The organism is Priestia koreensis, assembly GCF_022646885.1.
GTDB lineage: Bacteria > Bacillota > Bacilli > Bacillales > Bacillaceae_H > Bacillus_AG > Bacillus_AG koreensis_A.
In genome coordinates, this window is the sequence record NZ_CP061868.1 from 1,299,130 (window position 1) to 1,323,018 (window position 23,889).

Consider the following 23,889-nt stretch of genomic DNA (forward strand, 5'->3'; position numbering starts at 1 on the left):
ATAAAAGGTGATGAAGGTGTCCCTAAAATCAAAATTGAACCGGATGAAAAAGCATATTTCAAAAGAGGAAAACAAGCCCGTGGAAAAACCTGCGCAGCACACAGGAGAGGGAGATATCCCTTTTTTAGCAGAATGGCAGGCGTTTAGTTCCGTCCCTCATTATGTAGAGAAAGAGTACATTTTTGTGCGGAAACAGCGCTATTCATTGAACCATCAGCACGGCTTGTATTCGTTTGGTGAATTGTTTGAGGTGAAAAATCAGTGGGTAAACAGTGATGTGAGTCACCCTTTGTCGTTAAAATCGACAGAGGTAGAAGAACTGTTTTTCTTTGACACGGAAACAACAGGTCTTAGTCATGGAACAGGTACAACCGTGTTTTTACTAGGAGTAGGAAAGGTGACATCTGAAGAGGTCGAGGTGACACAATATTTACTGCCGAGCCCTAGTGCTGAAGCCGCTCTTTATTATTCCTTTCTTCAGGACTTAGAGCAAAGCAAGCTAAGCGTCCATTATAATGGAAAATCCTTTGACTGGCCGCAAGTGCGCACCCGTCATACGCTTTTAAGAAATCACTTACCGGCGCTTCCGAGCTTTGAGCATTTTGACTTGCTTCACCCTGCTAGAAGGCTTTGGAAACATCGGATGGAATCAGTGAAATTAACAAAAGTAGAGCAAGACATTTTACAAGTACAGCAGCGCGAGGATGATATACCAGGATTTTTGGCCCCGATGATTTATTTTGACTACATAGAGTCAAAGGATCCGAAGGGTATCTTTGAAGTCATGAAGCATAACGAGCGAGATATTTTATCGTTAATTACGCTCTACATTCATATTTCCAAAGGTCTGCTTGGAGTGGAAACAAAAAGTCAGCGAGAAACGTTTGAAATAGCCAAGTGGTATGACAAACTAGGTGATCAGTCTACGGCACAGCATTTCTATGAGACGATTACAGCCGACTCGGTGAAATACAACGAAGCACAAATGGCGCTTGCAAAACAATACAAAAAACAAAAGCAGTGGGATGAAGCCATTGGAATTTGGGAAAGTCTTGTGGGAGAAGAAGAGGCAGTGTCGCTTGAGGCTGGGATTGAGCTTGCGAAAGTGTACGAGCATCAGAAAAAGGATGTGGCAAAAGCGCTTCGGTATGCTGAAGCATCCTATGAGAAATGGGCACAAAACGAAGCGGGAACTGAGCGTGAAGAAGACGCGTTTCAAAAGCGAATCGGGCGGCTTGTAAAGAAGCTCGGTAGGCAGTGAGTATTTAGCATCAATCTCCTGTATAAAATAGAAAATTAGCAAAATTACGACATTTTCTATTTTTACACTTTTGTATTGTCCTATTTTTCAGTCATTGTTAAAATATTGCATTGTAATGATTGAATTATAGAAAATACTACACTCATTGGAGATGGTTACATGAAAAACATCATTTTAGTCTCATTTTTTGCAGTAATTTGCTTAACGGTTATTGTATTATCAGGTATGAAAAATACAGGTTTTACTTTTTAACATAAATTAGGTGTTTATATCAGTACAGGTATCATCGTTCTTTCATACTGTATTAATGTAAGTAAAATACAATATGAAAGGGGAATGCTTTATGTTTGGTAGACCACCAATCGTTATGCCACCTGTTGTTCACCCAACGAAATGTTGCGTGCAGTTTAACTGTCAAGAGGTTATCGTGCCTCATGTTCATCCGACTCACACAACGTTTGTAAATCAAACAAATTTCAAGCACAATCATTATTTCCCACAAACTCAATCAGCACTTGACCCAACAACTAGCCAGCACTTCAGCTGCGGTCAACCGCCTTGTTGTCCACAAGGACCAATGGGAGGTCCACAGGGCCCATGGGGACCTAGACCACCTCACGGGTATGGCGGATATTAATGATTTTTTAGGAACTGACACTGTTCAGTTCCTCTTTTATTTATCGGCAGCTTTCGTCTATACTAAAGGCAACATGTATGAAAAAGAGGTGATAATCATGCCGAAAGTAGTAGCTGTAACAGGGTATAAGCCATTTGAGCTAGGTATTTTCAAACAAGATCATGAAGGCGTGGGCTATATCAAAAAAGCCATCCATAAAAAGCTCGTACCGCTCATAGAAGAAGGGCTAGAGTGGGTCATTATTAGCGGTCAATTAGGGGTAGAATTATGGGCGGCAGAAGTCGTATTTGACCTTCAGCTCGAATATCCTCAGCTTCAGTTAGGTATTTTAACGCCTTTTCTGGATCAGGAAGAAAAGTGGAATGAACAAAATAAAGAGTTATACGAATTTATTTGCAGCCAGGCAGATTTTATGGATAGTATTACGAAGCGAAAATATGAGAGTCCAGAACAATTTCGGATGAAGAATCAATTTTTCATTCAAAAGAGCGATGCTCTTTTAATTATGTTTGATGAGGAGCATGGTGGAAGTCCAAAATTCATGTACGAAACTGCGAAAAAGTACGCCGAACGCTATCCGTATGACATTTGGACGATTACCTCGTATGATTTACAAGATATTGTAGAGGAAGAAAAATACAATCAGTTTTAACCGACTTGTCGAAAAAAACGTTTGAAAGAAAATTGACATTTCACTTTATTTTTGAAAAAATAGAGAGGAAACACTTGTACAAAGATGGCTTTGGTTTCTCTAGCTAATTGTAGGCCTTCTTCGTTAAGTTTGTTTACATATCTAATCATACCGAGTATAACTAGCGCTAAATTTCGCATAAAGTTAGGGTTGTACATATTGCGTTGGGTATACTAATATGTATAAAATGAAAAGAAATAATAAGGGTTATTGTACCGAGGTGAGAAAAGAATGTTATCTGATAAAATTAAATTTAGTGCCAAAGAAATTTTAGAAAAAGATTTTAAAACGACGATGCGTGGTTACAGCCAAGAAGAAGTAGATAAGTTTTTAGATGGAATCATTAAAGACTATGAAGTGTTTTATCATGAAATTGAGGAACTGCAGCAGGAAAACCTACGCTTGCGCAAGCAGCTAGAAGACAGCAGTAGAAGACAGCAATCATATTCAGCACCGTCTTCTACACAAGCAGGAACAACGAATTTCGATATTTTAAAACGTTTATCCAATCTAGAGAAGCACGTATTTGGTAGCAAGTTATACGAATAACATATTGAATTGCGTGGTTGTAAAACCTGCCTGTGATTTCAAATGTTGGACGAAAAAAGCCATTTTTAAAAAAAGATGCAAAAAACCATTTGCATCTTTGTTCATTTTTTATTATACTATGATTTGTCGTTGACAATAACGTTTGAGCAATCGCTGTACTGCTTGACAGTGCAGAGGAAAGTCCATGCTCGCACAGGCTGAGATGCTTGTAGTGTTCGTGCCTAGCCAATTCATAAGCTAGGGTAGTCTGGTCTTTGACTGGGCTAACGGCAGGGAAAAAGCCTAAGTTCATCTGAATATGGCTTGAATACCTATAACGTGCCACAGTGACGTAGTCTTATCAGAAATGATGAGAGTGGAACGCGGTAAACCCCTCGAGCGAGAAACCCAAATAATGGTAGGGGCACTTTTCGGAAGGAACTAAACGGACGAAAGGACAGATACCAATCTGTAGATAGATGATTGCTACCGGAGTACGAGGTTGCGGACCGATTGCAGTACAAAGGTACAAAACATGGCTTACAGAACGTTATTGATAAGCATCACGATCACAATAAATATTCATTGATTATTTTAATCAATCCACACCAGCTCTCCAAAGCACATTGGAGGGTTTTTTTATGCAAAAAAAGCGAGGGCTCCTCGCTTTTAATGGGTGTTTGTTAACGATGGTAAAATCGTTCGGAATTCGGTTATGGATGGGTGAAGTGCTTCAATATTGAATTGCTCAATCATTAAAAGAAGTCCTTCGATAATGATTATTCGAGGCTCGCTGTGATCTTGTTCTAACTCTTCAATAAGTGCATCAATAGACGAGGATGCTTTTTCAAAATAAGGCTCGTTTGGAATAAGGTCATCACACGTTTTTTTCATGTCATTGCACAGGGAGAGAAGACGTGCTTTTGTACTCTGTCCCGCACATGAGCTTTTCATATATTCATTCATCAACGTTTTATTTAAAATCGTTGTCGGACTCACATCAAAGCTTTTTACAATGCCATCAATGCGATGAACTAAAAACTGTGCTAGTTCGTCCACTTTTATCGCAATGTTTTCGGAAATAATATAAAACATGTATTCACGAATCATGCCGCTTAAAATGGCAATGCAGTCATAAATGTGCGGCTCGATTTCCGGTCCATACATTTGGCGTAAGCGAACTTCATACCAGTTGTGGAGCTGAGCGCGCATTTTGAAAAAGTATTCGCGCATGCCTTCTTTCATTTCACCTGCTTGTTCACGCATATGCATATGAAAGTAATCTTTGTACTTCACAAATTCCTCTAGCTGAATTTGGATTTGTTTGACAAACATTTCTCGCGGCGGAAGACTAGGATCTTTATCTAAATGAACAATTTTTTCAAATAAAATGTCGTGATAATATTTTAAAATGGAAAACAGCAAATCTTCTTTCGATGAAAAATAGTTATAAACAGAGCCCTTTGCAATGCCGCTTTTTTCCGCAATTTCTTGAATAGACGTAGCGTGATACCCCTTTTTAGAAAAAAGTTTCATGGCTACTTCTAAAATGCTTTTTTGTTTTTCGTTTATCATTCTTTACACGTCCTCTTGCAAAATCCTTGATCAAAAATTATTAATGAATTATCTCTAGTATAACGTACATCATCCCTTTTGTGGAATTGATTCAGTAGGGGGATACAAATGCTTCAGCAGAGGAAGTGATAGAGCAGCTCGCGGTTTAATAAATTCAATCTGAATACCCTGTAACTTAAATTTTTCTACCATGTTTTTTAAGCGTGTTTGTCGCTTTGTAAGTGCAGCGTTGTTCAACTCTTTCCTCTCCTTTTTGTAAAGCTCAAACGTAAGTTCCTATATACTATTCGTTCAAATCCTTTTATTTTTGGGGATGACCAGTCGGTCATAATAAAACCTTTGACTTATAAATAACTATGTCTTATAATCTGACTGAACGGTCATTTTAAATTCATCATACCTTTACCAAAGAAAATAAGCAACACTTGAGGTGGTAAACGAAGAGGATTATTTATCGCTCTTTGTAAGAGGTTAAGCAATGGATAAAAATGCCGATACATTGGATAGCCTTACGCAATAGGGCAAACGTATAAACACATAGAATGAAATGGGGAGTCATCATATGGAACAACAAGTTCAACCGGGAATTAATAAACGTCTCGTAATTATTGGTCTAATTATCGGGATGTTTTTTAGTGCGCTTGAGCAAACCATTGTGGGAACAGCAATGCCAACGATTATTGGTGAATTAAACGGGTTCTCAATTTTTGCTTGGGTCACAACAGCGTACATGATCACATCAACCGTTGTAATCCCGATTGTCGGGAAGATGTCCGACTTGTACGGACGACGATTTTTATACTTACTTGGAACGATTATCTTTATTATCGGTTCCGCACTTTGTGGAACGGCTCATAGCATGGAGCAGTTAGTGTTGTACCGTGCGCTTCAAGGTATTGGGGGCGGGATGATTATGCCGCTATCTCAAACAATTATTGGTGATATTTTTACAGCGGAACAACGTGCAAAATGGCAAGGGATCTTCGGAGCCCTGTTTGGATTAAGTTCTGTAATCGGTCCGTTTATTGGTGGATTCATCGTCGACACGATTAGCTGGCACTGGATTTTCTTAATTAACGTACCGTTTGGTTTATTATCTGCCATCTTAATTTTTACAGGAATGAAGCATGAAGTAGTAGACAAAAAAGCAAAAGTATACATTGACTACTGGGGAATACTTGCCCTTGTACCTGGGTTAGTTCTATTGCTGATCTGGCTCACGTTCGGAGGCGATAAATTTGCTTGGGGATCTACTCAAAGTATTGTCATGATTGTAGGTGCGGTTGTCCTACTAATCGCATTCGGTATTATTGAAACAAAAGTCAAAGAGCCGATTTTAGATATGAGCTTGTTTAAAAACCGCGTGTTTGCGACCGTGAATGGTTTAGGCTTCTTAATTGGTTTAGGAATGTTCGGAGCAATCATGTTCGTACCGCTATTTATGCAAGGAATTTTGGGCGTAACACCAACGCAAGCGGGTTCTACCATGACACCGATGATGATTTCACTGATCGTCGCGAGCATTATTGGAGGGCGTTTGCTATTAAAATTCACCTTCCGTACCGTGCTAACAGTTGGAATGCTGATTACAACAGGCGGCTTTTACTTAATGAGTACGATGGGTCTTGAATCAAGTACAATGACGGCGTATATGTATATGATTATTATGGGATTCGGAATGGGTCTGGTAATGCCAACGCTTATGATTGCGATTCAAAACGAATTCCCAAAAAGTCGTCTAGGTGCGGTAACATCTGCTTCTACATTCTTCCGCTCCATTGGAGGAACGATTGGAGTGACGGTGTTAAACGTTGTGATGAATCAATCGCTAAAAGATAAAATGGTGGATGCGGCAGCAGATGAGAAAAATCCAATGATTCAAGGTGTTCTTGAGAAGCTTAGTGACAAAACAGATGCGTTGTTTGGTCTATTAGTAAAGCCAGATGCGCTTAAAATGCCAGATCAAGTGAAAGCACCAATCATTCATACGATTGAAAACGTATGGACGTCTTCGTTTACAACGGTCTTCTTAACAGGACTTGTATTTGTGGGACTTGGCATTTTCGTTGCGTTATCCGTAGGAAATGGACGCATTAAACGTGATAAAGAAAAAGAAGCGGAAGTAAAGGCGCAAGAGCAGCCGATAAGCTAAACGCGTAGATGAGAGAAGGAGAAATCCTTCTCTTTTTTTAGTTGTAAAAGAAGTCATCATTTACGTTGAGTAGAAGGAAATTTTGCTAAAAGTCTATTTTTTTATGCGTTTTCATTATAGAATAGGGGAAGATGCATATGCATCATAAACATTGATTTTGTTTTTGTGAGGGGTTGAACATATTGGAAAAGAAATGGTGGAAAGAAGCGGTCGCTTATCAAATATATCCACGAAGCTTTATGGATTCTAATGGAGATGGAATTGGCGATATTCAAGGGGTTATTTCAAAGCTTGACTACTTAAAGGACTTAGGAATTGATGTGATTTGGATTTGTCCAATTTACAAATCGCCAAATGATGATAACGGTTACGATATTAGTGACTACAAAGATATTATGAATGATTTTGGCACGATGGCTGATTTTGATCAGTTACTTGATGAAGTGCATCGCCGAGATATGAAGCTCATTATGGATCTTGTTATTAACCATACGTCAGATGAGCATCCGTGGTTTGTAGAATCTCGCTCATCAAAAGATAATCCGTACCGTGATTATTATATGTGGAAAGAAGGAAAAGACGGCAAGGAGCCAAACAACTGGGAGTCAATCTTCAGTGGTTCTGCATGGGAATATGATGAAGCTACGGACGAATACTACTTGCACGTTTTCTCTCGCAAACAGCCCGACTTGAACTGGGAAAATGAAGCGGTTCGAAACGAGCTTTATGAAATGGTGAACTGGTGGTTAGATAAAGGAATTGATGGTTTCCGCGTCGATGCGATTTCACACATTAAAAAGGTAGAGGGACTACCTGACTTACCAAATCCAGAAGAGCTTGATTATGTACCATCTTATGAAGGACATATGAACCGACCGGGAATTCAAGAATTTTTAAAAGAGCTAAAAAACAGCACGTTTGATAAATATGACATTATGACGGTTGGAGAAGCTAATGGAGTAAAATGGGACGGTGCTAGTCAGTGGGTTGGTTCTGAAGAAGGAAAGTTCAATATGATTTTTCAGTTTGAACATATGGGGCTTTGGTCAAAAGGAACAGACGAACCGCTGGATTTACTGCAGCTGAAAATGATTTTAACGAACTGGCAGCGCGGATTAGCAGAAGTCAACGGCTGGAATGCACTTTACTTAGAAAATCATGACCAAATTCGTTCTATTAATAAATTTGGTAGCATGGAATTTCGTGAAGAGAGTGCGAAGTGTTTAGCAGCTATGTACTTTTTAATGAAGGGCACACCGTTTATTTATCAAGGTCAAGAAATTGGAATGACGAACGTGAAGTTCGCAACAATTGATCAGTATGATGATGTGGGCATGATTAACTATTACCGCATTGAAACGGAAAAGGGTCGTCCACATGAAGAAATTATGAAGGTTATTTGGGAAGAAGGACGTGACAATTCACGTACACCAATGCAATGGTCTTCAGAAGAAAATGCGGGCTTTACAACTGGTACGCCGTGGTTCGGTATTAATCCAAACTTTATCGAGGTTAACGTAAAAACACAGCAAGAGGATCCGCAGTCTATTTTAAGCTTTTACAAATCGCTCATCCATATTCGCAAAACGAACAACGTGTTAGTCTACGGAGAATACGATTTACTTCATCCGGACCATGCACAGCTTTTCGCTTATACTCGTACACTAGGCGAAGAACAAGCGTTAATTGTGTGTAACATGTCTGATCAAGAAGCGAAATTTGAGCTTCCAGAGGAAATGAACGTAACGAATCAAAAGCTGTTGCTTCATAACTATCCAGTGGAAACAATTGAATCGGTTTATTCATTTAACCTAAAGCCATATGAGACTCGTGTGTATCTTTTAACGAACTGATCTAGGCAAACGGTTGCATATTTTACGAAAGCTCAGCTTTTTAACTAGCTGAGCTTTTTGCGTGGGGGAGATTAAAGCGTTTTGATACCGTATATTCTTATATAGAACATTGAAACATGATGCCCGTTATGGTAATTTAACAGAAGGTAAATAACTAAAAGAACGAGGTTTAAGGATGAAAAAAGAGTATACATTAATTGCAACAGCCGCAATGGGCTTAGAAGCTCTTGTTGGACAAGAAGTTCGAGATCTTGGCTATGATGCACAAGTCTCAAACGGCAAAGTAACGTACCGCGGAGATGCTCTAGCGATTGCTAGAAGTAACATTTGGCTTCGTACGGCTGACCGTGTTCGTGTAAAAGTGGGCGAATTCCGTGCCACTACGTTTGATGAGTTATTTGAAAAGACAAAAGCGCTTAATTGGGGAGATTTTCTACCAGAAGACGCAAACTTTCCTGTTAGCGGAAAATCTGTTAAGTCAAAGCTATTTAGCGTATCCGATTGTCAAGGGATCGTAAAAAAAGCGATCGTTGAAAAAATGAAGTCTCACTACAAAAAAACAACAAGCTGGCTAGAAGAAACAGGCCCGACGTTTAAGATTGAAGTGGCACTTTTAAAAGACGTGGCAACCATTACAATTGACGCAAGTGGAGCGGGGCTTCATAAGCGTGGTTATCGTGTTGGACAAGGGGAAGCACCTCTAAAAGAAACGCTTGCGGCAGCGCTTGTAAAGCTTACAAACTGGCATCCAGATCGTCCGTTTGTCGATCCGTTCTGTGGGTCAGGTACAATTGCGATTGAAGCAGCGCTTATTGGTCAAAATATTGCACCCGGTTTTAACCGTGAGTTCATTTCTGAGGATTGGCCTTGGGTACCAGAAGATGTGTGGGAAAAAGCACGTGACGAAGCGGAGGAGCTAGCAAACTACGATCAGCCGCTTGATATTACGGGTCTTGATATTGATCATCGCATGGTTGAAATTGCTCGCCAAAACGCATTTGAAGCAGGTCTTGGAGATCTCGTTACATTTAAGCAAATGCAAGTATCTGACTTTACAACGAGAAAAGAATCTGGAGTGATTGTCGGAAACCCGCCGTACGGGGAGCGCTTAAGTGACCGTCCGTCAGTCGAGCATATGTACAAAGGAATGGGAGAAGCGCTTCTTCCTCTTGAAACATGGTCGATCTATATGCTGACGTCACACAAAGGCTTCGAGCAAGTCTTTGGAAAGCCTGCGACTAAAAAGCGCAAGCTCTTTAACGGATTTATTGAAACAGATTATTACCAGTACTGGGGCAAACGTCCTTCTAAAAAGAATTGATATATCGATGGTTTGAAGGCTGTCAAATATAGTGGTCAAAAGCTTACTGAATTATTTTTGATGACACAACTTGATGTGAATCTCTGGGGAACGACATTGAAACAATAAAATGATCAGTATAATCCATTGAATAATATTGATAGAGGGTCATTTAAAAAGAAGCAGGATTTCTGCTTCTTTTTTAGGCTCTGTTGTTGATTGGCTTATAAAACTGACATGTCAGTTAAGTTGCAGATGGAAATCAACGACAATTAGCTCAACGTAGAAAAATAATGGAGTGATGATATGAGTAAAGCTAAGGGTAAAGGCGGAACGGGTAGAGGAACAGGAAAGAAGGGCTGGACGCGTTGGCAATCTAGTGCCAACAAAGCAAAGAGTGCCAAACCTTATACAAGCAAAGGTGTCAAAAAACGTGATGGTGCAAAGGCGACCAACAATAATAAAGGTGATACATCCGAGATGTAGTGACCGCTGAAAAAATACCATTTCGTTAATGCGGCTGCGATCCTTCAATAAGGATATCGTTTCTTCTTTGTTCCACTAACTGGTTAGTTAAATCAGGCAGTGAAAGGAACGCGGATGCGTTTGCAGGAATCGTTTAACGGATTTATTGAAACGGGACTACTACCAGTACTGGGATGAACGTCCGTGGAGAAAAGAAAACGAAAATGTAAAGCACCTCAAGCAGATGAGGTGCTTTTTTCTATTTAAAGCGATAAGTGCCACTTTCGTTTGACACAAGAGTAGAGGATTAGCTATCTAAAAGATGCATAAAATTCCTTTTCTCGTCATATACTAACAGTATTTACTAAATCTAGCGTTATAGTAAGGAGGAGTTTAGTTATGGCTAGAGACGGAGTTAATTTTGCACTTATTAATCAGGCGCTTTCGCGCAGTTATCATTTATTAGCGGAAAATGGAGGCGTAGCGCAAGAAAGCTTAGCTGAGTTAGAGCAAGCAAAGGGCGATCTAGAAAAGGCATTGGCATACGCATCTTCAAATGAACGAATGCATTGGTCATCGTTTGATTCGTAATAAATTTCTTTTTAACATAGAAGGAGAACGAGTATTCTCCTCGAATATAGTAGGATAAGAAGAAAGGTGCCTACCCAAAAAGAGCATGTGCAGAATAACGCTTCTACACGTGCTCTTTTTTTCTGTTTGTATTGACTTTTTGATAAATATAATGGATAATCAGAGATTGTCTAATTTAGATTTTGAAGGAGTATTAATAACCATGATCAGAGAGCGTTTACCCTTTGAAATGAACCCGAAAGAGAACTTTTTTGAAAAGCTTAATGAATGGATCGGGGATGTATTTTACGATATTTTACCTGAAGCAGGATTAGAGCTTCGTGATGAACAAATTTTTATGGCGTTTCAAGTGGAACGCGCCTTTAAAGAAAAAAATATTATGTTTGCAGAAGCAGGAGTAGGAACGGGGAAAACCATCGTATACCTACTTTATGCGCTATGTTACGCACGATATACAGGAAAGCCAGCAATCATTGCCTGTGCAGATGAAACGCTTATCGAGCAGCTTGTAAAAGATGAAGGCGATATTGCGAAGTTATCGAAAATTCTTGATTTAAATATTGATGTTCGTCTTGCAAAATCACAGGATCAATATCTATGCTTGAAAAAGCTTGAGAATGTGATGGTCGCATCAGAAGACGAAAACATTGATGCAGTCTACGATACGCTTCCTGATTTTGTGCATGATCGAAGTGGTATGCAGTCTTTCTATCATTACGGAGATCGTAAGGAATACCCAAACTTGACAGATGATCAGTGGAGTCAAATTAACTGGGATACGTTCCAGGACTGTTTCTCATGTGATCAACGTCACCGCTGTGGATTAACGCTGTCTCGTGAGCATTACCGCAAGTCAACGGACTTAATTATTTGCTCACATGACTTTTATATGGAGCACGTTTGGACATACGATGCGAGAAAACGAGAAGGTCAGCTTCCATTATTACCTGAAAGCAGTGCCGTTGTATTTGATGAAGGACACTTGCTTGAGTTTGCAGCACAAAAAGCATTAACGTACCGCGTGCAAGAAGATACGCTTGAAAACTTGCTTACGCGTCTGCTAGAAAATGATGTGCGTGAAGAGTTTGCGTTTAAAATTGAGCGTGCATTAAAACAGTATTCAGCCTTTTTTGATACGTTATTTGAATCAAGTGTAGAAGTAAGCGGATCAGACCGAAAAGAAGTCAAACTGACGAAAGAGCTTCAAACGGTCGCGCAAGATTTGCTTGATTTACTAGAGGAAATCGGAAATGATCTTGTGTTTGAAAGTGAAACGTATACGATTGATGAGTATGCGCTTCGTATTGTAGATGAATACTTGGATCAAATTGATTATTCACTTCGCCTATTTATGAAAGATGATCAAGCGATTTACTGGGTAGAAGAGCTTCACGGTGAATTAACGCTTGTGATTATGCCACAAGCGGTGAAAGATATCTTAAAAGATCAGGTCTTCTCACAGAAGAAGCCGTTCCTATTCACTTCTGCTACGCTTTCCGATAATGAAACGTTTGATTATTTAGCGTATAGCTTAGGAATTAGCGACTACTTGTCCTTTACGATTGCTTCTCCGTTTGATTATGATGAGCAAATGAAGATTGACGTAAAGAAAGTATCGAGTGAAGATTCGTTCCAACAAAAGCTTCAGGATAGCATGAAAGAAGTCGAAAAAACAGGTGGACGAGCGCTCTTCTTATTTACGAATAAAGAAGAATTAGCCCGCTTCAAAGCGTCTGTTAAAGACTATGGACAATATGAATTCCTATTTGAAGGTGATCAGGAGATTAGTAAGCTTGTCGCGCGTTTCCAGCGTGAAGAAGAAACCATTCTTTGTGCCGTTCACCTTTGGGAAGGTCTTGATATTCCAGGTCCTACTTTATCGAATGTCATTATTTGGTCACTACCGTTCCCACCGAACGATCCTGTTTTCCAGGCGAAGCGAAATCAAGTAGCTGACCCATTCTTAGATGCGGATCTTCCGTATATGCTGCTGCGTTTAAAGCAGGGAGTAGGTCGCTTAATTCGTTCGCATGAAGACAACGGATTTATTACGATTTACGTGGATGAGAACATTGAGGACGAGCTTTTAACAACGGTGAAAAAGAATTTACCAACAGCCGTTCAAGGATAAAAATCGGAGACTCTAGTAAAAGCTAGAGTCTCTATTTTTTTATTGACTCTTTGAAATCGACTTCAATTAATAGATATGATAAAATTATTCAGAAAGTTCCGTTTTTATATATGGAGGGGGAAAAGAGAATGGAAACAAACATTCAACAAGTAGAAAAAGATTTTTTGCAGTATGTCGGTAAAATTCGTAGCTACGGGGAAGCCATTGGCGTTATGTATTGGGACTTGCGTACAGGTGCACCGAAAAAGGGCGTTGAACAGCGCTCAGAAGTAATCGGTGTGTTATCATCTGAGACGTTTGCGATGTCAACATCAGATGAAATGGCAGGTTATATTGCACAATTAAGTACACCAGAAGCACATACATACATATCAGAAGTAACGAAAAAAGCGGTAGAGGAATGTAAAAAAGAATATGACTTGAACAAAAAAATTCCCGCTGATGAATACCGTGAGTATGTAATCTTAACGTCAAAAGCAGAAGCGGCGTGGGAAGAAGCGAAAGAAAAAGCCGATTTTTCAATGTTTCAGCCGTATCTTGAAAAGATCGTTGAGTTCAATCGTCGTTTCGTTGAGTATTGGGGCTATGAAGGAAACAAATACAACACGCTTCTTGACTTATACGAGCCAGGGGTGACGGTAGAAGTAGTCGATCGCGTTTTCGGTCAAGTTCGTGATCGTATCGTGCCACTTGTTCAACAAATTACGTCTTCTACTCATAAGCCAGATACATCGTTTTTACACCGTCATTTCCCGAAAGACAAGCAGCGTGAGTTCAGTCTTGCGATTTTACAAGAGCTTGGGTATGACTTTGAAGCAGGTCGTCTAGATGAGACGGTTCACCCGTTTGCAACAGGGTTAAATCCTGGGGATGTTCGTGTAACTACACGCTACGATGAAAAAGATTTCCGTACCGCTATTTTTGGAACCATTCATGAGTGTGGTCATGCGGTCTATGAACAAAATATTTCAAAAGAGCTTGTGGGTACGAATCTTTGTGATGGTACCTCAATGGGCATTCATGAGTCACAATCGTTATTCTTTGAAAAATTCATTGGGAAGAACTATTCGTTCTGGAAGCGCAACTACGATGTGTTAAAACAATATGCACCAGGCCAATTTGATGACGTAGCGCTAGATGATTTTTACCGAGGGGTAAACGAATCAAAGCCGTCACTCATTCGTATTGAGGCAGATGAGCTAACATATCCACTTCATATTATGATTCGTTATGAAATTGAGAAGGGCCTTATTAACGGAGATATCGAAGTGAAAGATTTACCACAAGTTTGGAATGATAAATACGAAGAGTATTTAGGCGTTCGTCCAAGCCACGATGGTGAGGGAGTTCTTCAAGATGTTCACTGGTCAGGTGGAAGCTTCGGTTACTTCCCGTCTTATGCATTAGGATATATGTATGCAGCGCAGTTTAAAGCAGCGATGCTGAAAGATCTTCCACAGTTTGATGAGCTTTTAGCGGAAGGCAAATTCTCTGTCATTCGCGAATGGTTAACAGAAAACATTCACCAATACGGTAAAATGAAGAAACCATTAGAAATTCTTCACGACGTAACGGGTGAAGGACTTAACGCTCAGTATTTAATCGACTATTTAGAAGAGAAGTATAGCCGCGTCTATCAACTAGTATAAGAAAAAAACAAGGAGCCTTTTGGCCCCTTGTTTTTTTATGCCCACCAAATCTCAGATTGTTTTTCAAAGAAAAGGGCACGCTTGAGCGTATCAACGGCTTTTGAAAACCCTTCTTCTACAGAAGCTAGCCCATCTTCGTGCTCAATGCTGATTGCACCATCATATCCAATCATACGCAGCGTAGAGACGATGTCTTTCCATTTCTTTTCGTCCATTCCATATCCAACGCTTCTAAATGACCAGGAGCGGTCCATAAATTGATCATATGCTTTTGTATCAAGTACACCATTTTTGGCTGTGTTCGTTTGATCCACATATGTATCTTTTGCATGAACGTGGAAAATCGCACCGGCTTTTCCGAGAAGCTTAATCGTTTCAACAGGGTCCATTCCTTGCCACACAAGATGACTAGGGTCATAGTTTGCGCCAATTTCTGGCCCGACCGCTTCACGAAGACGTAGAAGTGTTTCCGGATTGTACACCATAAACCCTGGGTGCATTTCAAACGCAATTTTAGTTACGCCGTGTTCACGAGCAAAGGCCGCTTCCTTTTTCCAATAAGGAATGAGCTGTTCGTTCCACTGCCAGTCTAAAATCTCTAGGTAATCAGGTGGCCATGCGCAAGTAACCCAGTTTGGATGTTTTGAATGCACGGAATCGCCCGGACATCCTGAAAATAAGTTGATTGTATCAAGTCCTAACTTCTCAGCAAGCAGAACCGTATCCCGCCACGTATCATGGGCACTCTTAGCCGTTTCTTGATTGGGATGAAGCGGATTCCCATGGCAGCTTAAAGCGCTAATTTCAAGGCCTCGGTCTTGAATTTGTTGTTGAAACGTCTTTAATGCTTCTGCTTCTTCCAATAAAATAGAAGGGTTGCAATGATGATTTCCCGGGTAGTTTCCTGTACCAAGTTCAATCGTTTGAAGCCCTTTTTCCTTGATTCGGTCTAACGCTTCCTCAAACGGAAGGTTTTGATACAATACCGTTAGCACGCCTAATTTCATTTCTCCCTCACTCCTTGTTGGTTGTCATAATCTTTGCGTTCGTTTTATGCGGTTACTTCAGGTGTATCTTCATTTCCTTGCAGAGACACTTCTTTGCCATTTTCACTAGATACATAGATCGCGTCTAAAATTCGATTAATACGCTGTCCAGCTTCTCCACTTGAGATCGGCTCTTTGCCTGTTTTAATACACTCGATAAAGTGAGCCCACATTTGGCGACGGGCCTTTGGATCATCAAACATCACTTTTGGCTCGGTATCTTCTAAAATACCATTCTGCTCGCTGAAAATCTTTAATGGCTTTCCGTTTTCAAGCTGAATGCCGGCTTTTTCACCGTAAAGCTGCATAAATACCTTTTCCTCTTCCACGTTCGCTGCCCAGCTAACATCAAGCGTAATAGTGGATCCGTTTTCAAGACGAATAAAGGCGCTCGCAAAATCTTCTACATCAAATGTTCCGCTTGCATTTGCAACGCCCCAAGCACGAGAGGTGCTCTTATCACCAAATGCGCGGTAGGTTTGACCTGTAACGCTTGTAATCTCAAGGTCTCCTAATAAATAGAGCGTAATGTCTAGCATATGAACTCCTAGATCAATAAGAGGCCCGCCACCAGACAACGCTTTATTTGTAAACCATCCGCCCCAGCCAGGAATGCCTGATCGTCTGATCCAACCGCATTTTGCGTGATAGATTGGACCGGTTTTTCCTTCGTTGATGAACGATTTTAAGTACTGAATATCATCGCGGTAACGGTTATTAAAAGCGGTCATTAAAATTTTCCCCTGCTGTTTTGCAAGCTGAACCATCTGAGCCGCTTCGTCTTCATTTAACGCAAGCGGCTTTTCACATAACACGTGCTTGCCTGCTTCTAAGGCCGCTTTTGCCATTGAGAAGTGAAGAAAATTAGGGGTTGTCACAACGACCGCATCAAGGTCTTCATTTAATAAATCATGAAAATCCGTAAACGTTTTCGCTTCAGGGAATAATAAAGAAAGTTCTTCGGTTGCCGCTTCATTCAAGTCTGAAATTGCGACGACCTTCACTTGATCCTCCAATGCTTTTAGTGCAGGTGCATGAGCACCCCTCGCAATTCCACCGGCACCGATCATTCCTAGTTTAATCATATGGTCATCTCCTTTTACCTGCTAAAAAACGGGATAGTACTTGTCAAGTTGTATAAGTCATGAGAGAATGCAGGTATAACCTTCTTTAATCTGAAAATTCGATCTTGAAAGCCCTTTCTATAACTCTATGATATAATTATACATAGTTGCTTTTCAAGGGGAAAATTTCCTGCCTGTTACTAAAACGTTTACTCAAACGTTTTTACAAGGGAAATCTTTCACTGTAGGATAGGTAAATTGAGCGGTTTTAATAGGTTAAAAGAAGAATTTACTTTTACTAAACAATCAAGGGGATGAAGAAATGAACGTAACAATTTGGAACGAATATCGTCATGAAAAGAAGAATGAAAAGGTACGTGAAATTTATCCAGAAGGTATTCACGCGGCGATTGCGTCTTACCTAGGGGAACAGGGTATTTCTACTAAGACAGCAACTCTCGATGAACCAGAACACGGCTTAACAGATGAAGTGCTAGAAAAGACGGATGTGCTTGTATGGTGGGGTCATATTGCACACGATGAAGTAGAAGAAGAGATTGTTCAAAAAGTCGTACAGCGTGTATTAGACGGAATGGGGCTTATTGTTCTTCACTCAGGACATTTCTCAAAAGTGTTCAAACGTCTAATGGGAACAAGCTGTGATTTGAAATGGCGTGAAGCAGATGATAAGGAACGTTTGTGGGTCGTTAATCCTTCTCATCCAATTGTTGAAGGAATTGGCGAATACATTGAGCTTCCTCAGGAAGAAATGTACGGCGAGTTCTTTGATATTCCAGCTCCTGATGAAGTGGTACTTGTAAGCTGGTTCACCGGTGGAGAAGTATTCAGAAGTGGCTGTACGTTCAAGCGTGGTAACGGTAAAATCTTTTACTTCCGTCCAGGTCATGAAACATACCCAACTTATCACAATAAAGACGTTTTAAAAGTGATTGAAAACGCGGTGAAATGGGCAGCACCATCAACAAACAAGCGCCCGGTTTTCGGAAATGCAAAGCCTTTAGAAGCGGTACCTCAACGATAATAGCAATATAAAAAAAGGAAGCTGAGCAAAGCTTTCTTTTTTTTATAGGTCTAAAAACAAATATTTTCCATAAAAATATTCTATATTGTTCGGTATTTGTTTGAAAATGTCTTTCCAACTTCCGCCTTAGGTGATATAATGCAACTAATTCAATAAACAATTTGTACTCATATAATAGCGGGAATATGGCCCGCAAGTTTCTACCAAATCACCGTAAACGATTTGACTATGAGTAAACGATGCATATCGCTATTTTATTGATCACAAATAGTCGAGGGCGTTGTTTTACTCATGTTTGAGTAAAACAACGCCCTTTTTGTATGGGATGAAAGGTAAGGTGACGAAAATGGAATTACTAAAAAATAAAATCGTTGAAGAAGGAATTGTGTTGTCTAATACTGTTTTAAAAGTGGATACGTTTTTAAATCATCAAATGGATCCATTCTTAATGCAGGAGATGGGAAAGGAGTTCGCCACTTACTTTGCGGACGCGGGCATTACAAAAGTATTAACGATTGAATCTTCCGGGATCGCCCCAGCTATTATGGCGGCACTTCACCTTGAAGTGCCAATGATTTTTGCCAGAAAACGCAAATCGTTAACGCTTCAAGACGGGCTTTTAACAGCAAAGGTATACTCGTTTACGAAGCAAGAGGAAAACGAAATATCAATTGCGGATAAATTTATTTCAGAAGACGATACGGTCCTCATCATTGATGATTTTTTAGCAAACGGTCAGGCAGCCTTTGGATTAATGGAATTGGTGAAACAAGCGAATGCCAAAGTGGCTGGAATTGGGATTGTCATTGAGAAAGCATTCCAAGATGGTGGTAAGCAGCTGCGCGAACAAGGAGTAAATGTCTACTCGCTAGCACGTGTTTCATCACTTGCAAACAATAAAGTTACATTTGCAACCGAACAAATCGAGGAGGTTGGCGTATGAATGGAAAAACGTTATCGCTAAGTTTTCAGCATGTTCTCGCGATGTACGGAGGTGCCGTTATTGTGCCCCTGATTGTCGGGGGAGCAATCGGGTTAACGTCCCTACAGCTTACGTATCTTGTGGCCATTGATTTAATGATGTGTGGTGTCGCAACTCTGCTGCAAGTAATGCGAAATAAGTTTTTTGGAATCGGGCTTCCGGTTGTATTAGGCTGTACGTTCACAGCAGTGGGACCAATGATTTCAATTGGACAGTCGTACGGCGTATCTGCCATTTACGGCTCGATCATTACAGCAGGTATTTTGGTCACGATCTTTGCTAAATTCTTTGGGAAGCTTGTGCGATTCTTTCCTCCTGTTGTGACAGGATCAGTTGTCACGATTATCGGGATCACACTTATTCCTGTTGCAATGAAAGATATGGCTGGTGGAGAAGGAGCAAGCGATTTTGGGAGTTTAAGCAATATCGGACTTGCGTTTGGCGTTCTTTTATTCATCATTTTACTGTTTCGTTTTTTCAAGGGATTTGTTCGCTCCGTTGCCATTTTGATTGGTCTAGTAGGCGGAACGATTGTAGGGGCCTTTATGGGGAAGGTTGATATTACACCTGTGAAAGAGGCGTCTTGGCTTCATCTCCCTGAAGTCTTTCATTTTGGCTTTCCGACGTTTAACGTTACGGCCATTTTAACGATGGTGCTCGTTGCCATTGTAAGCTTAGTGGAATCAACAGGCGTTTATTTTGCTTTAAGTGATATATGTGAGGAAGAAATCAACGAAGATGATTTAGCAAGAGGGTATCGTGCAGAAGGTTTAGCGATTCTCTTTGGAGGTCTGTTTAATGCTTTTCCATACACGACCTACTCACAAAACGTTGGATTACTTCAACTATCAGGCGTGAAATCACGTAAAGTTATTGCAACAGCGGGCGGTATGCTTATTGTGTTAGGCTTCTTACCGAAGCTTGCGGCAATCACTACGATCATTCCTCACCCTGTTCTTGGCGGTGCGATGGTCGCGATGTTTGGAATGGTTGTAGCGTACGGGATTAAAATGCTTAGTGAGGTCAACTTTGCCTCACAAGAAAATTTATTAATTATTGCTTGTTCTGTTGGAATGGGCTTAGGTGTAACGGTTGTTCCCGATCTATTCGCTAAGTTTCCAACCGCTCTCCAAATCCTTACGGGAAATGGAATTGTCGCTGGTAGTATTACGGCGATCGTGTTGAACTTAATTTTTAATGTTTCAGTGAGCAAAAAGAGCGAACGTGAAAAAGTTAGTGTTCTCTCATCATCTACTCAGCGTATTTCGTAAAGTACTTTCTAATTTTATATGTATGTCAAAAGCCATTTGCATTTCTTCTTGTCCAATAAGAAGAGATTCAGGTGGCTTTTTTGTGCGGCCGGTTCTATGTCACCTTTTCTTTAACATTTTCGACAGGATTTCTAAATGACTTGTCATAGGAATATGTTACATATATACGATGATTTTAAACGTATAAAAAGGGGGACGTATAAGATGGATATTCATAACCCAGCTGGTTTTTGGATTCGATTGGGGGCTGCTCTTTTAGACGGGCTCGTGATTGGAATTCCACTGAGCATTTTGTCATTCGTCATTACAGGAGATATTGATAATTCTTCTGGAGATGGGTGGATTAATCTTCTCAGTGCCTTATACGGAATTTTTCTACCTGTTTATTGGAGAGGGTACGTGGTAGGAAAGAAAGTGTGCGGCATTCGTATTGTGAAAATAGATGGTGAAGATGTAAGAATTGGTACGATGGTCATTAGGGTATTATGCGGTGCATTTATTTATGCCATTACGTTAGGGATTGCGGCCATTGTGAGCGGGATTATGGTAGGGATTCGAGAAGATAAACGGAGCATTCATGATCTAATTGCAGGCACGTATGTAACGTATAACCGACCAGGTGAATGAATGGGAAAGGAACAACCGCTTCCTTTTAGACGGCTTTAAAACGCTAGACAAAAATAAATCAGGAGAAGCCTTTACTAAAAGCTCTTTTTAGTGGGGCTTTTTTTATTAAAGAGTGCTTCAGTCTTCCTTGCTTTTTTAACGTTTCATCCCTTGTGTTTAGGTTCGCTTTGATTTATGACGCATTCAATACAATGTCAAATCGTGCAAATTGTGTAAAAATATAAGATCAAAAGATAACATTTGAAATTCTGTGCTAAGTATGTAAGAATAATGATTTCCGTCTAAACTTTAGCATGCAGATAATTGCGTAGCTGCTTGATTTATCGGATAAAAAAAAGCACACGGAAAAAACTAAACATACAACATGAATGTACGTCAAAGGAGTGAAAGGGATGACCATTACAACAAAAAATCCAACTGTTACATTTGAAGCGAAAAATGGAAAACGCGTTACGATTCGTCCAGCAATTGAACGTGACGCTCAATATATAACAGAAGCAGTAAGGGAAATCATTAATGCAGGTGAATTTATTCAAAAGGATCACCCGCGTACGCTTGAAGAAGAAATAAGCTTTATTGAAAAAGTGATCGAAGAAGGTCACATGTATGTGGTCGCGGAAGTAGAAGGAGAAATTGTCGGCATTGCACGTGTATTACGCGGAGAAATAAAAATGAAGCGCCGTACAGGCCTTTTCCGTACGTGGCTTGTCTCGAAGGCGCAAGGAATGGGCATTGGCAAGCAGTTTATGGAATATACGCTTAACTGGTGTCGTGCGAACGACCTTCATAAGCTAAGTCTTACAGTGTTTGCGTCTAACCCTGTAGCCAAAACGCTTTATGAAAAAGTGGGCTTTCAAGAAGAGGGTGTGTTCAAAGAACAGGCATTCATTAACGGTCAGTACGTAGATGAAATTTATATGTCCGTCTTTTTTTGATTCCAGATTTTGTTGATTTAAAAAGAAGAAAGATGCGTTATAATAAAGGTGCACAACAAACATACTCCTTCAAAACATAGACTTTCCCGAAAACGGGAAAGTTTTTTTATTATGTTCATTGCATAACCTCTGAAAAAATAACAAACGATATAACCATTAAATTCCTATAGCTTGAAAATAGAACAAGGATTTTCTTTTGAGGTGATGAACATGTCGAAAGTTATGTCAGTTGGAACGGCGTCTCCCCAATTTTTACTCACTCAGGATCAAACCGTTGAATTTGCACAAGAACTGTTCAGTGAAAGCTTCCGAGATATTAACCGTTTATTAACGGTGTTTTCGAATGGACAAATCAAGCAGCGAAACTTTGCAAAAGGAATGTCTTGGTTTCAAACCGATCATTCTTTTGCTGAAAAAAACGATGCGTATATTGAACAGGCTGTTCAGTTAGGCAGTCAAGCCATTGTTTCTTGCTTAACAAGTCATACATATTTAATGGAAAACGTACCTTATGAAGAAATCGAGGCAATTTTTTTCATTTCCACCTCGGGGCTTTCAACGCCTAGCATTGAGGCGAGAATCATGAATGAGCTACCTTTTTCACCTCACACTAAGCGCATACCCATTTGGGGGCTAGGCTGTGCAGGAGGAGCATCTGGCTTAGCGCGTGCACATGAATATTGCACGGCATTTCCAAAAGCAAAGGTACTCGTTTTATCCGTAGAGCTTTGCAGTCTGACCTTTCAAAGAAACGACCGCTCAAAAAGTAATTTGATTGGCACCTCCTTATTTGCAGATGGCGTGGCGTGCGCGCTCGTAGTGGGGGAGGAAGTCGATACGCGTATGTGGGGGAAATTATCGACTGTACCACGCATGGTTGATACACAATCTACTCTAATGCCGAACTCCGAGGATGTGATGGGGTGGGATGTGAAGGATGAAGGACTCTACGTTGTGTTTTCAAAAGATATTCCAACCATCATAGGTAGCTGGCTCCCGATGCAGGTTGAAAAATTTTTGAGCAAGCATTCGTTACATACGACAGATATGAAGCATTTTATTGCTCATCCTGGCGGAAAAAAAGTTCTCGATGCCTATGTCGATTCACTAGGTTTTACCGCGCAGATGATTCAGCATTCAGCAGATGTTTTACATGAACATGGAAATATGTCGTCTGCGACTGTTTTATATGTGTTAGACCGTTTTATGAGAGACGATATTCGAGAAAATGAGTATGGTTTATTAACAGCATTAGGGCCAGGCTTTAGCTCTGAACTTGTATTAATGAGGTGGGAAGCATGATTTTTTATTTGTTTTTAGTACTTGTTATTGTGCAGCGCCTTAGTGAGTTGGTCGTAGCGAAGCGAAACGAAAAGTGGATGAAGTCTAAGGGAGCGATTGAGGCAGGAAAAGAGCATTACAAATGGCTTGTTCTATTACATTGTGGTTTTTTTCTTTGTTTAATTGGTGAGGTGGACTATTTTCAACGTGATCTGTTTTCTACATGGAAATGGGTGTTAGGAGCGTTCGTTCTTACACAGCTTTTACGGTTATGGGTCATATCGTCGCTCGGGAAGTATTGGAATACCAAAATTATCGTGTTGCCGCAAGCATCGATTGAAATGAAAGGTCCGTATAAATACGTAAAGCATCCCAATTATATTATCGTCGCAGTCGAATTTATTCTCATTCCGCTTCTTTTTCAAGCTTATGCAACGCTTGTTTTATTCACACTGCTGAATTTATTTGTCCTCTCTATTCGCATTCCTGCTGAGGAAGAAGCGCTAAAAATGCACACGAATTATGAAGATGCAGTGAATGGAATGAAAAAAATCTAAAATTCTAATTGAAAATGATTATCTTTCGTGATAACATAAAGTCAATGATAAAGATTCTCACTATCAATGAGAAGAACGGGGTGACAATGATGGTCAGTTTATTTGTAGGCGGTACGATCGTTGCGTGTACGGCGGTTATGACGTACGTATTAAAAAACATTGAAAAAGTCCAAAAAGCATCTTAATATACATGTAAGTTCAAAAGGATCTAGCGGAATAGCCGTTAGATCCTTTTTTATTAGTGGTTAATA

The 23,889-nt window shown here is 40.2% G+C and carries 22 protein-coding genes, 1 other RNA gene and 1 riboswitch; of the genes, 19 read left to right on the top strand and 4 right to left on the bottom strand.

Annotation, left to right across the window (positions count from 1 at the left end; all coding sequences use genetic code 11):
- Positions 1-79 precede the first annotated feature (79 nt).
- The 5 genes from IE339_RS06400 to rnpB all read left to right on the top strand — a co-directional run bounded on the left by IE339_RS06400 (position 80) and on the right by rnpB (position 3,665).
- Positions 80-1,261, top strand: coding sequence for a ribonuclease H-like domain-containing protein (locus IE339_RS06400; protein WP_242174985.1), 1,182 nt, complete (start codon positions 80-82; stop codon positions 1,259-1,261).
- A gap of 343 nt (positions 1,262-1,604) precedes the next feature.
- Entirely contained in the window at positions 1,605-1,898 is a 294-nt protein-coding gene (locus IE339_RS06405) for a CotD family spore coat protein (protein WP_053399893.1), read from the top strand.
- A 97-nt stretch (positions 1,899-1,995) separates the two neighbouring features.
- A complete protein-coding gene (locus IE339_RS06410; RefSeq protein ID WP_242174989.1) occupies positions 1,996-2,550 on the top strand; it encodes an SLOG family protein in 555 nt (184 codons plus the stop codon).
- A gap of 270 nt (positions 2,551-2,820) precedes the next feature.
- Positions 2,821-3,138, top strand: a complete 318-nt coding sequence (gpsB, locus tag IE339_RS06415) for a cell division regulator GpsB (RefSeq protein ID WP_053399894.1) — start codon at positions 2,821-2,823, stop codon at positions 3,136-3,138.
- A gap of 138 nt (positions 3,139-3,276) precedes the next feature.
- An RNA gene (gene rnpB, locus IE339_RS06420) (RNase P RNA component class B) lies at positions 3,277-3,665 on the top strand.
- 121 nt (positions 3,666-3,786) lie between these two features.
- Here rnpB and IE339_RS06425 read toward each other — a convergent pair.
- Together IE339_RS06425 and IE339_RS06430 are read right to left on the bottom strand one after the other, a co-directional pair.
- A complete protein-coding gene (locus IE339_RS06425; protein WP_242174991.1) occupies positions 3,787-4,692 on the bottom strand; it encodes a TetR/AcrR family transcriptional regulator in 906 nt (301 codons plus the stop codon).
- Positions 4,693-4,761: 69 nt separating this feature from the next.
- Positions 4,762-4,929, bottom strand: coding sequence for a hypothetical protein (locus IE339_RS06430; RefSeq protein WP_242174992.1), 168 nt, complete (start codon positions 4,927-4,929; stop codon positions 4,762-4,764).
- A gap of 325 nt (positions 4,930-5,254) precedes the next feature.
- On the opposite strand from IE339_RS06430, the gene IE339_RS06435 reads away from it, so the two are divergent.
- The 7 genes from IE339_RS06435 to IE339_RS06465 all read left to right on the top strand — a co-directional run bounded on the left by IE339_RS06435 (position 5,255) and on the right by IE339_RS06465 (position 14,833).
- A complete protein-coding gene (locus IE339_RS06435; RefSeq protein ID WP_242174993.1) occupies positions 5,255-6,844 on the top strand; it encodes an MDR family MFS transporter in 1,590 nt (529 codons plus the stop codon).
- A 182-nt stretch (positions 6,845-7,026) separates the two neighbouring features.
- Entirely contained in the window at positions 7,027-8,697 is a 1,671-nt protein-coding gene (locus IE339_RS06440; RefSeq protein ID WP_242174994.1) for a glycoside hydrolase family 13 protein, read from the top strand.
- Between the two features lie 175 nt (positions 8,698-8,872).
- Complete coding sequence (locus IE339_RS06445) at positions 8,873-10,018, top strand: THUMP domain-containing class I SAM-dependent RNA methyltransferase (RefSeq protein ID WP_242174996.1); 1,146 nt, start codon at positions 8,873-8,875, stop codon at positions 10,016-10,018.
- Positions 10,019-10,303: 285 nt separating this feature from the next.
- Complete coding sequence (locus tag IE339_RS06450; RefSeq protein WP_242174998.1) at positions 10,304-10,483, top strand: DUF3934 family protein; 180 nt, start codon at positions 10,304-10,306, stop codon at positions 10,481-10,483.
- 378 nt (positions 10,484-10,861) lie between these two features.
- A complete protein-coding gene (locus IE339_RS06455; protein WP_242174999.1) occupies positions 10,862-11,053 on the top strand; it encodes a hypothetical protein in 192 nt (63 codons plus the stop codon).
- Positions 11,054-11,255: 202 nt separating this feature from the next.
- Entirely contained in the window at positions 11,256-13,184 is a 1,929-nt protein-coding gene (locus IE339_RS06460) for an ATP-dependent DNA helicase (RefSeq protein WP_242175000.1), read from the top strand.
- A 128-nt stretch (positions 13,185-13,312) separates the two neighbouring features.
- Entirely contained in the window at positions 13,313-14,833 is a 1,521-nt protein-coding gene (locus IE339_RS06465) for a carboxypeptidase M32 (protein WP_242175001.1), read from the top strand.
- Between the two features lie 35 nt (positions 14,834-14,868).
- Here the strand turns inward: IE339_RS06465 and IE339_RS06470 are convergent, their stop codons facing one another.
- Positions 14,869-15,840 (bottom strand): sugar phosphate isomerase/epimerase family protein, encoded by a 972-nt coding sequence (locus IE339_RS06470; protein ID WP_242175002.1) that lies wholly within the window; start codon positions 15,838-15,840, stop codon positions 14,869-14,871.
- Between the two features lie 44 nt (positions 15,841-15,884).
- Positions 15,885-16,964: a Gfo/Idh/MocA family protein gene (locus IE339_RS06475; RefSeq protein ID WP_242175003.1), complete on the bottom strand. Its 1,080-nt coding sequence runs from the start codon at positions 16,962-16,964 to the stop codon at positions 15,885-15,887.
- Between the two features lie 301 nt (positions 16,965-17,265).
- Between IE339_RS06475 and IE339_RS06480 the strand changes: the two genes are divergently transcribed.
- From IE339_RS06480 to IE339_RS06510, 7 genes are all read left to right on the top strand, one after another.
- Positions 17,266-17,985 carry a ThuA domain-containing protein gene (locus IE339_RS06480; protein WP_053399905.1) on the top strand — a complete coding sequence of 240 codons (720 nt, stop codon included), beginning with the start codon at positions 17,266-17,268 and terminating at the stop codon, positions 17,983-17,985.
- Positions 17,986-18,132: 147 nt separating this feature from the next.
- Positions 18,133-18,234: riboswitch (purine riboswitch) on the top strand.
- 97 nt (positions 18,235-18,331) lie between these two features.
- A complete protein-coding gene (locus IE339_RS06485; RefSeq protein ID WP_242175004.1) occupies positions 18,332-18,928 on the top strand; it encodes a xanthine phosphoribosyltransferase in 597 nt (198 codons plus the stop codon).
- The gene (locus tag IE339_RS06490; RefSeq protein WP_242175005.1) at positions 18,925-20,238 is read left to right on the top strand and encodes a nucleobase:cation symporter-2 family protein; all 1,314 of its coding nucleotides are present in this window, start codon (positions 18,925-18,927) and stop codon (positions 20,236-20,238) included. Before IE339_RS06485 ends, IE339_RS06490 begins: the two co-directional genes overlap by 4 nt.
- Before the next feature lie 204 nt (positions 20,239-20,442).
- A complete protein-coding gene (locus tag IE339_RS06495) occupies positions 20,443-20,865 on the top strand; it encodes an RDD family protein (protein WP_242175007.1) in 423 nt (140 codons plus the stop codon).
- Between the two features lie 392 nt (positions 20,866-21,257).
- The gene (locus IE339_RS06500) at positions 21,258-21,800 is read left to right on the top strand and encodes a GNAT family N-acetyltransferase (RefSeq protein ID WP_242175010.1); all 543 of its coding nucleotides are present in this window, start codon (positions 21,258-21,260) and stop codon (positions 21,798-21,800) included.
- Positions 21,801-22,010: 210 nt separating this feature from the next.
- Positions 22,011-23,102 (top strand): type III polyketide synthase, encoded by a 1,092-nt coding sequence (locus IE339_RS06505; protein WP_242175012.1) that lies wholly within the window; start codon positions 22,011-22,013, stop codon positions 23,100-23,102.
- Positions 23,099-23,638 (top strand): isoprenylcysteine carboxyl methyltransferase family protein, encoded by a 540-nt coding sequence (locus IE339_RS06510; protein ID WP_242175013.1) that lies wholly within the window; start codon positions 23,099-23,101, stop codon positions 23,636-23,638. The genes IE339_RS06505 and IE339_RS06510 overlap by 4 nt, the downstream gene beginning before the upstream one ends.
- The last annotated feature ends 251 nt before the right edge of the window (positions 23,639-23,889 follow it).

Excerpts from the sequence above, each read along its gene's own strand:
- IE339_RS06460 (WP_242175000.1), top strand. The coding sequence starts at position 11,256 with ATGATCAGAGAGCGTTTACCCTTTGAAATGAACCCGAAAGAGAACTTT.
- IE339_RS06470 (WP_242175002.1), bottom strand. The coding sequence starts at position 15,840 with ATGAAATTAGGCGTGCTAACGGTATTGTATCAAAACCTTCCGTTTGAG.
- IE339_RS06450 (WP_242174998.1), top strand. The coding sequence starts at position 10,304 with ATGAGTAAAGCTAAGGGTAAAGGCGGAACGGGTAGAGGAACAGGAAAG.
- IE339_RS06495 (WP_242175007.1), top strand. The coding sequence starts at position 20,443 with ATGGATATTCATAACCCAGCTGGTTTTTGGATTCGATTGGGGGCTGCT.
- IE339_RS06480 (WP_053399905.1), top strand. The coding sequence starts at position 17,266 with ATGAACGTAACAATTTGGAACGAATATCGTCATGAAAAGAAGAATGAA.
- IE339_RS06500 (WP_242175010.1), top strand. The coding sequence starts at position 21,258 with ATGACCATTACAACAAAAAATCCAACTGTTACATTTGAAGCGAAAAAT.
- IE339_RS06490 (WP_242175005.1), top strand. The coding sequence starts at position 18,925 with ATGAATGGAAAAACGTTATCGCTAAGTTTTCAGCATGTTCTCGCGATG.
- IE339_RS06435 (WP_242174993.1), top strand. The coding sequence starts at position 5,255 with ATGGAACAACAAGTTCAACCGGGAATTAATAAACGTCTCGTAATTATT.
- gpsB (WP_053399894.1), top strand. The coding sequence starts at position 2,821 with ATGTTATCTGATAAAATTAAATTTAGTGCCAAAGAAATTTTAGAAAAA.
- IE339_RS06475 (WP_242175003.1), bottom strand. The coding sequence starts at position 16,964 with ATGATTAAACTAGGAATGATCGGTGCCGGTGGAATTGCGAGGGGTGCT.
- IE339_RS06510 (WP_242175013.1), top strand. The coding sequence starts at position 23,099 with ATGATTTTTTATTTGTTTTTAGTACTTGTTATTGTGCAGCGCCTTAGT.
- IE339_RS06425 (WP_242174991.1), bottom strand. The coding sequence starts at position 4,692 with ATGATAAACGAAAAACAAAAAAGCATTTTAGAAGTAGCCATGAAACTT.
- IE339_RS06465 (WP_242175001.1), top strand. The coding sequence starts at position 13,313 with ATGGAAACAAACATTCAACAAGTAGAAAAAGATTTTTTGCAGTATGTC.
- IE339_RS06505 (WP_242175012.1), top strand. The coding sequence starts at position 22,011 with ATGTCGAAAGTTATGTCAGTTGGAACGGCGTCTCCCCAATTTTTACTC.
- IE339_RS06455 (WP_242174999.1), top strand. The coding sequence starts at position 10,862 with ATGGCTAGAGACGGAGTTAATTTTGCACTTATTAATCAGGCGCTTTCG.
- IE339_RS06445 (WP_242174996.1), top strand. The coding sequence starts at position 8,873 with ATGAAAAAAGAGTATACATTAATTGCAACAGCCGCAATGGGCTTAGAA.
- IE339_RS06405 (WP_053399893.1), top strand. The coding sequence starts at position 1,605 with ATGTTTGGTAGACCACCAATCGTTATGCCACCTGTTGTTCACCCAACG.
- IE339_RS06410 (WP_242174989.1), top strand. The coding sequence starts at position 1,996 with ATGCCGAAAGTAGTAGCTGTAACAGGGTATAAGCCATTTGAGCTAGGT.
- IE339_RS06485 (WP_242175004.1), top strand. The coding sequence starts at position 18,332 with ATGGAATTACTAAAAAATAAAATCGTTGAAGAAGGAATTGTGTTGTCT.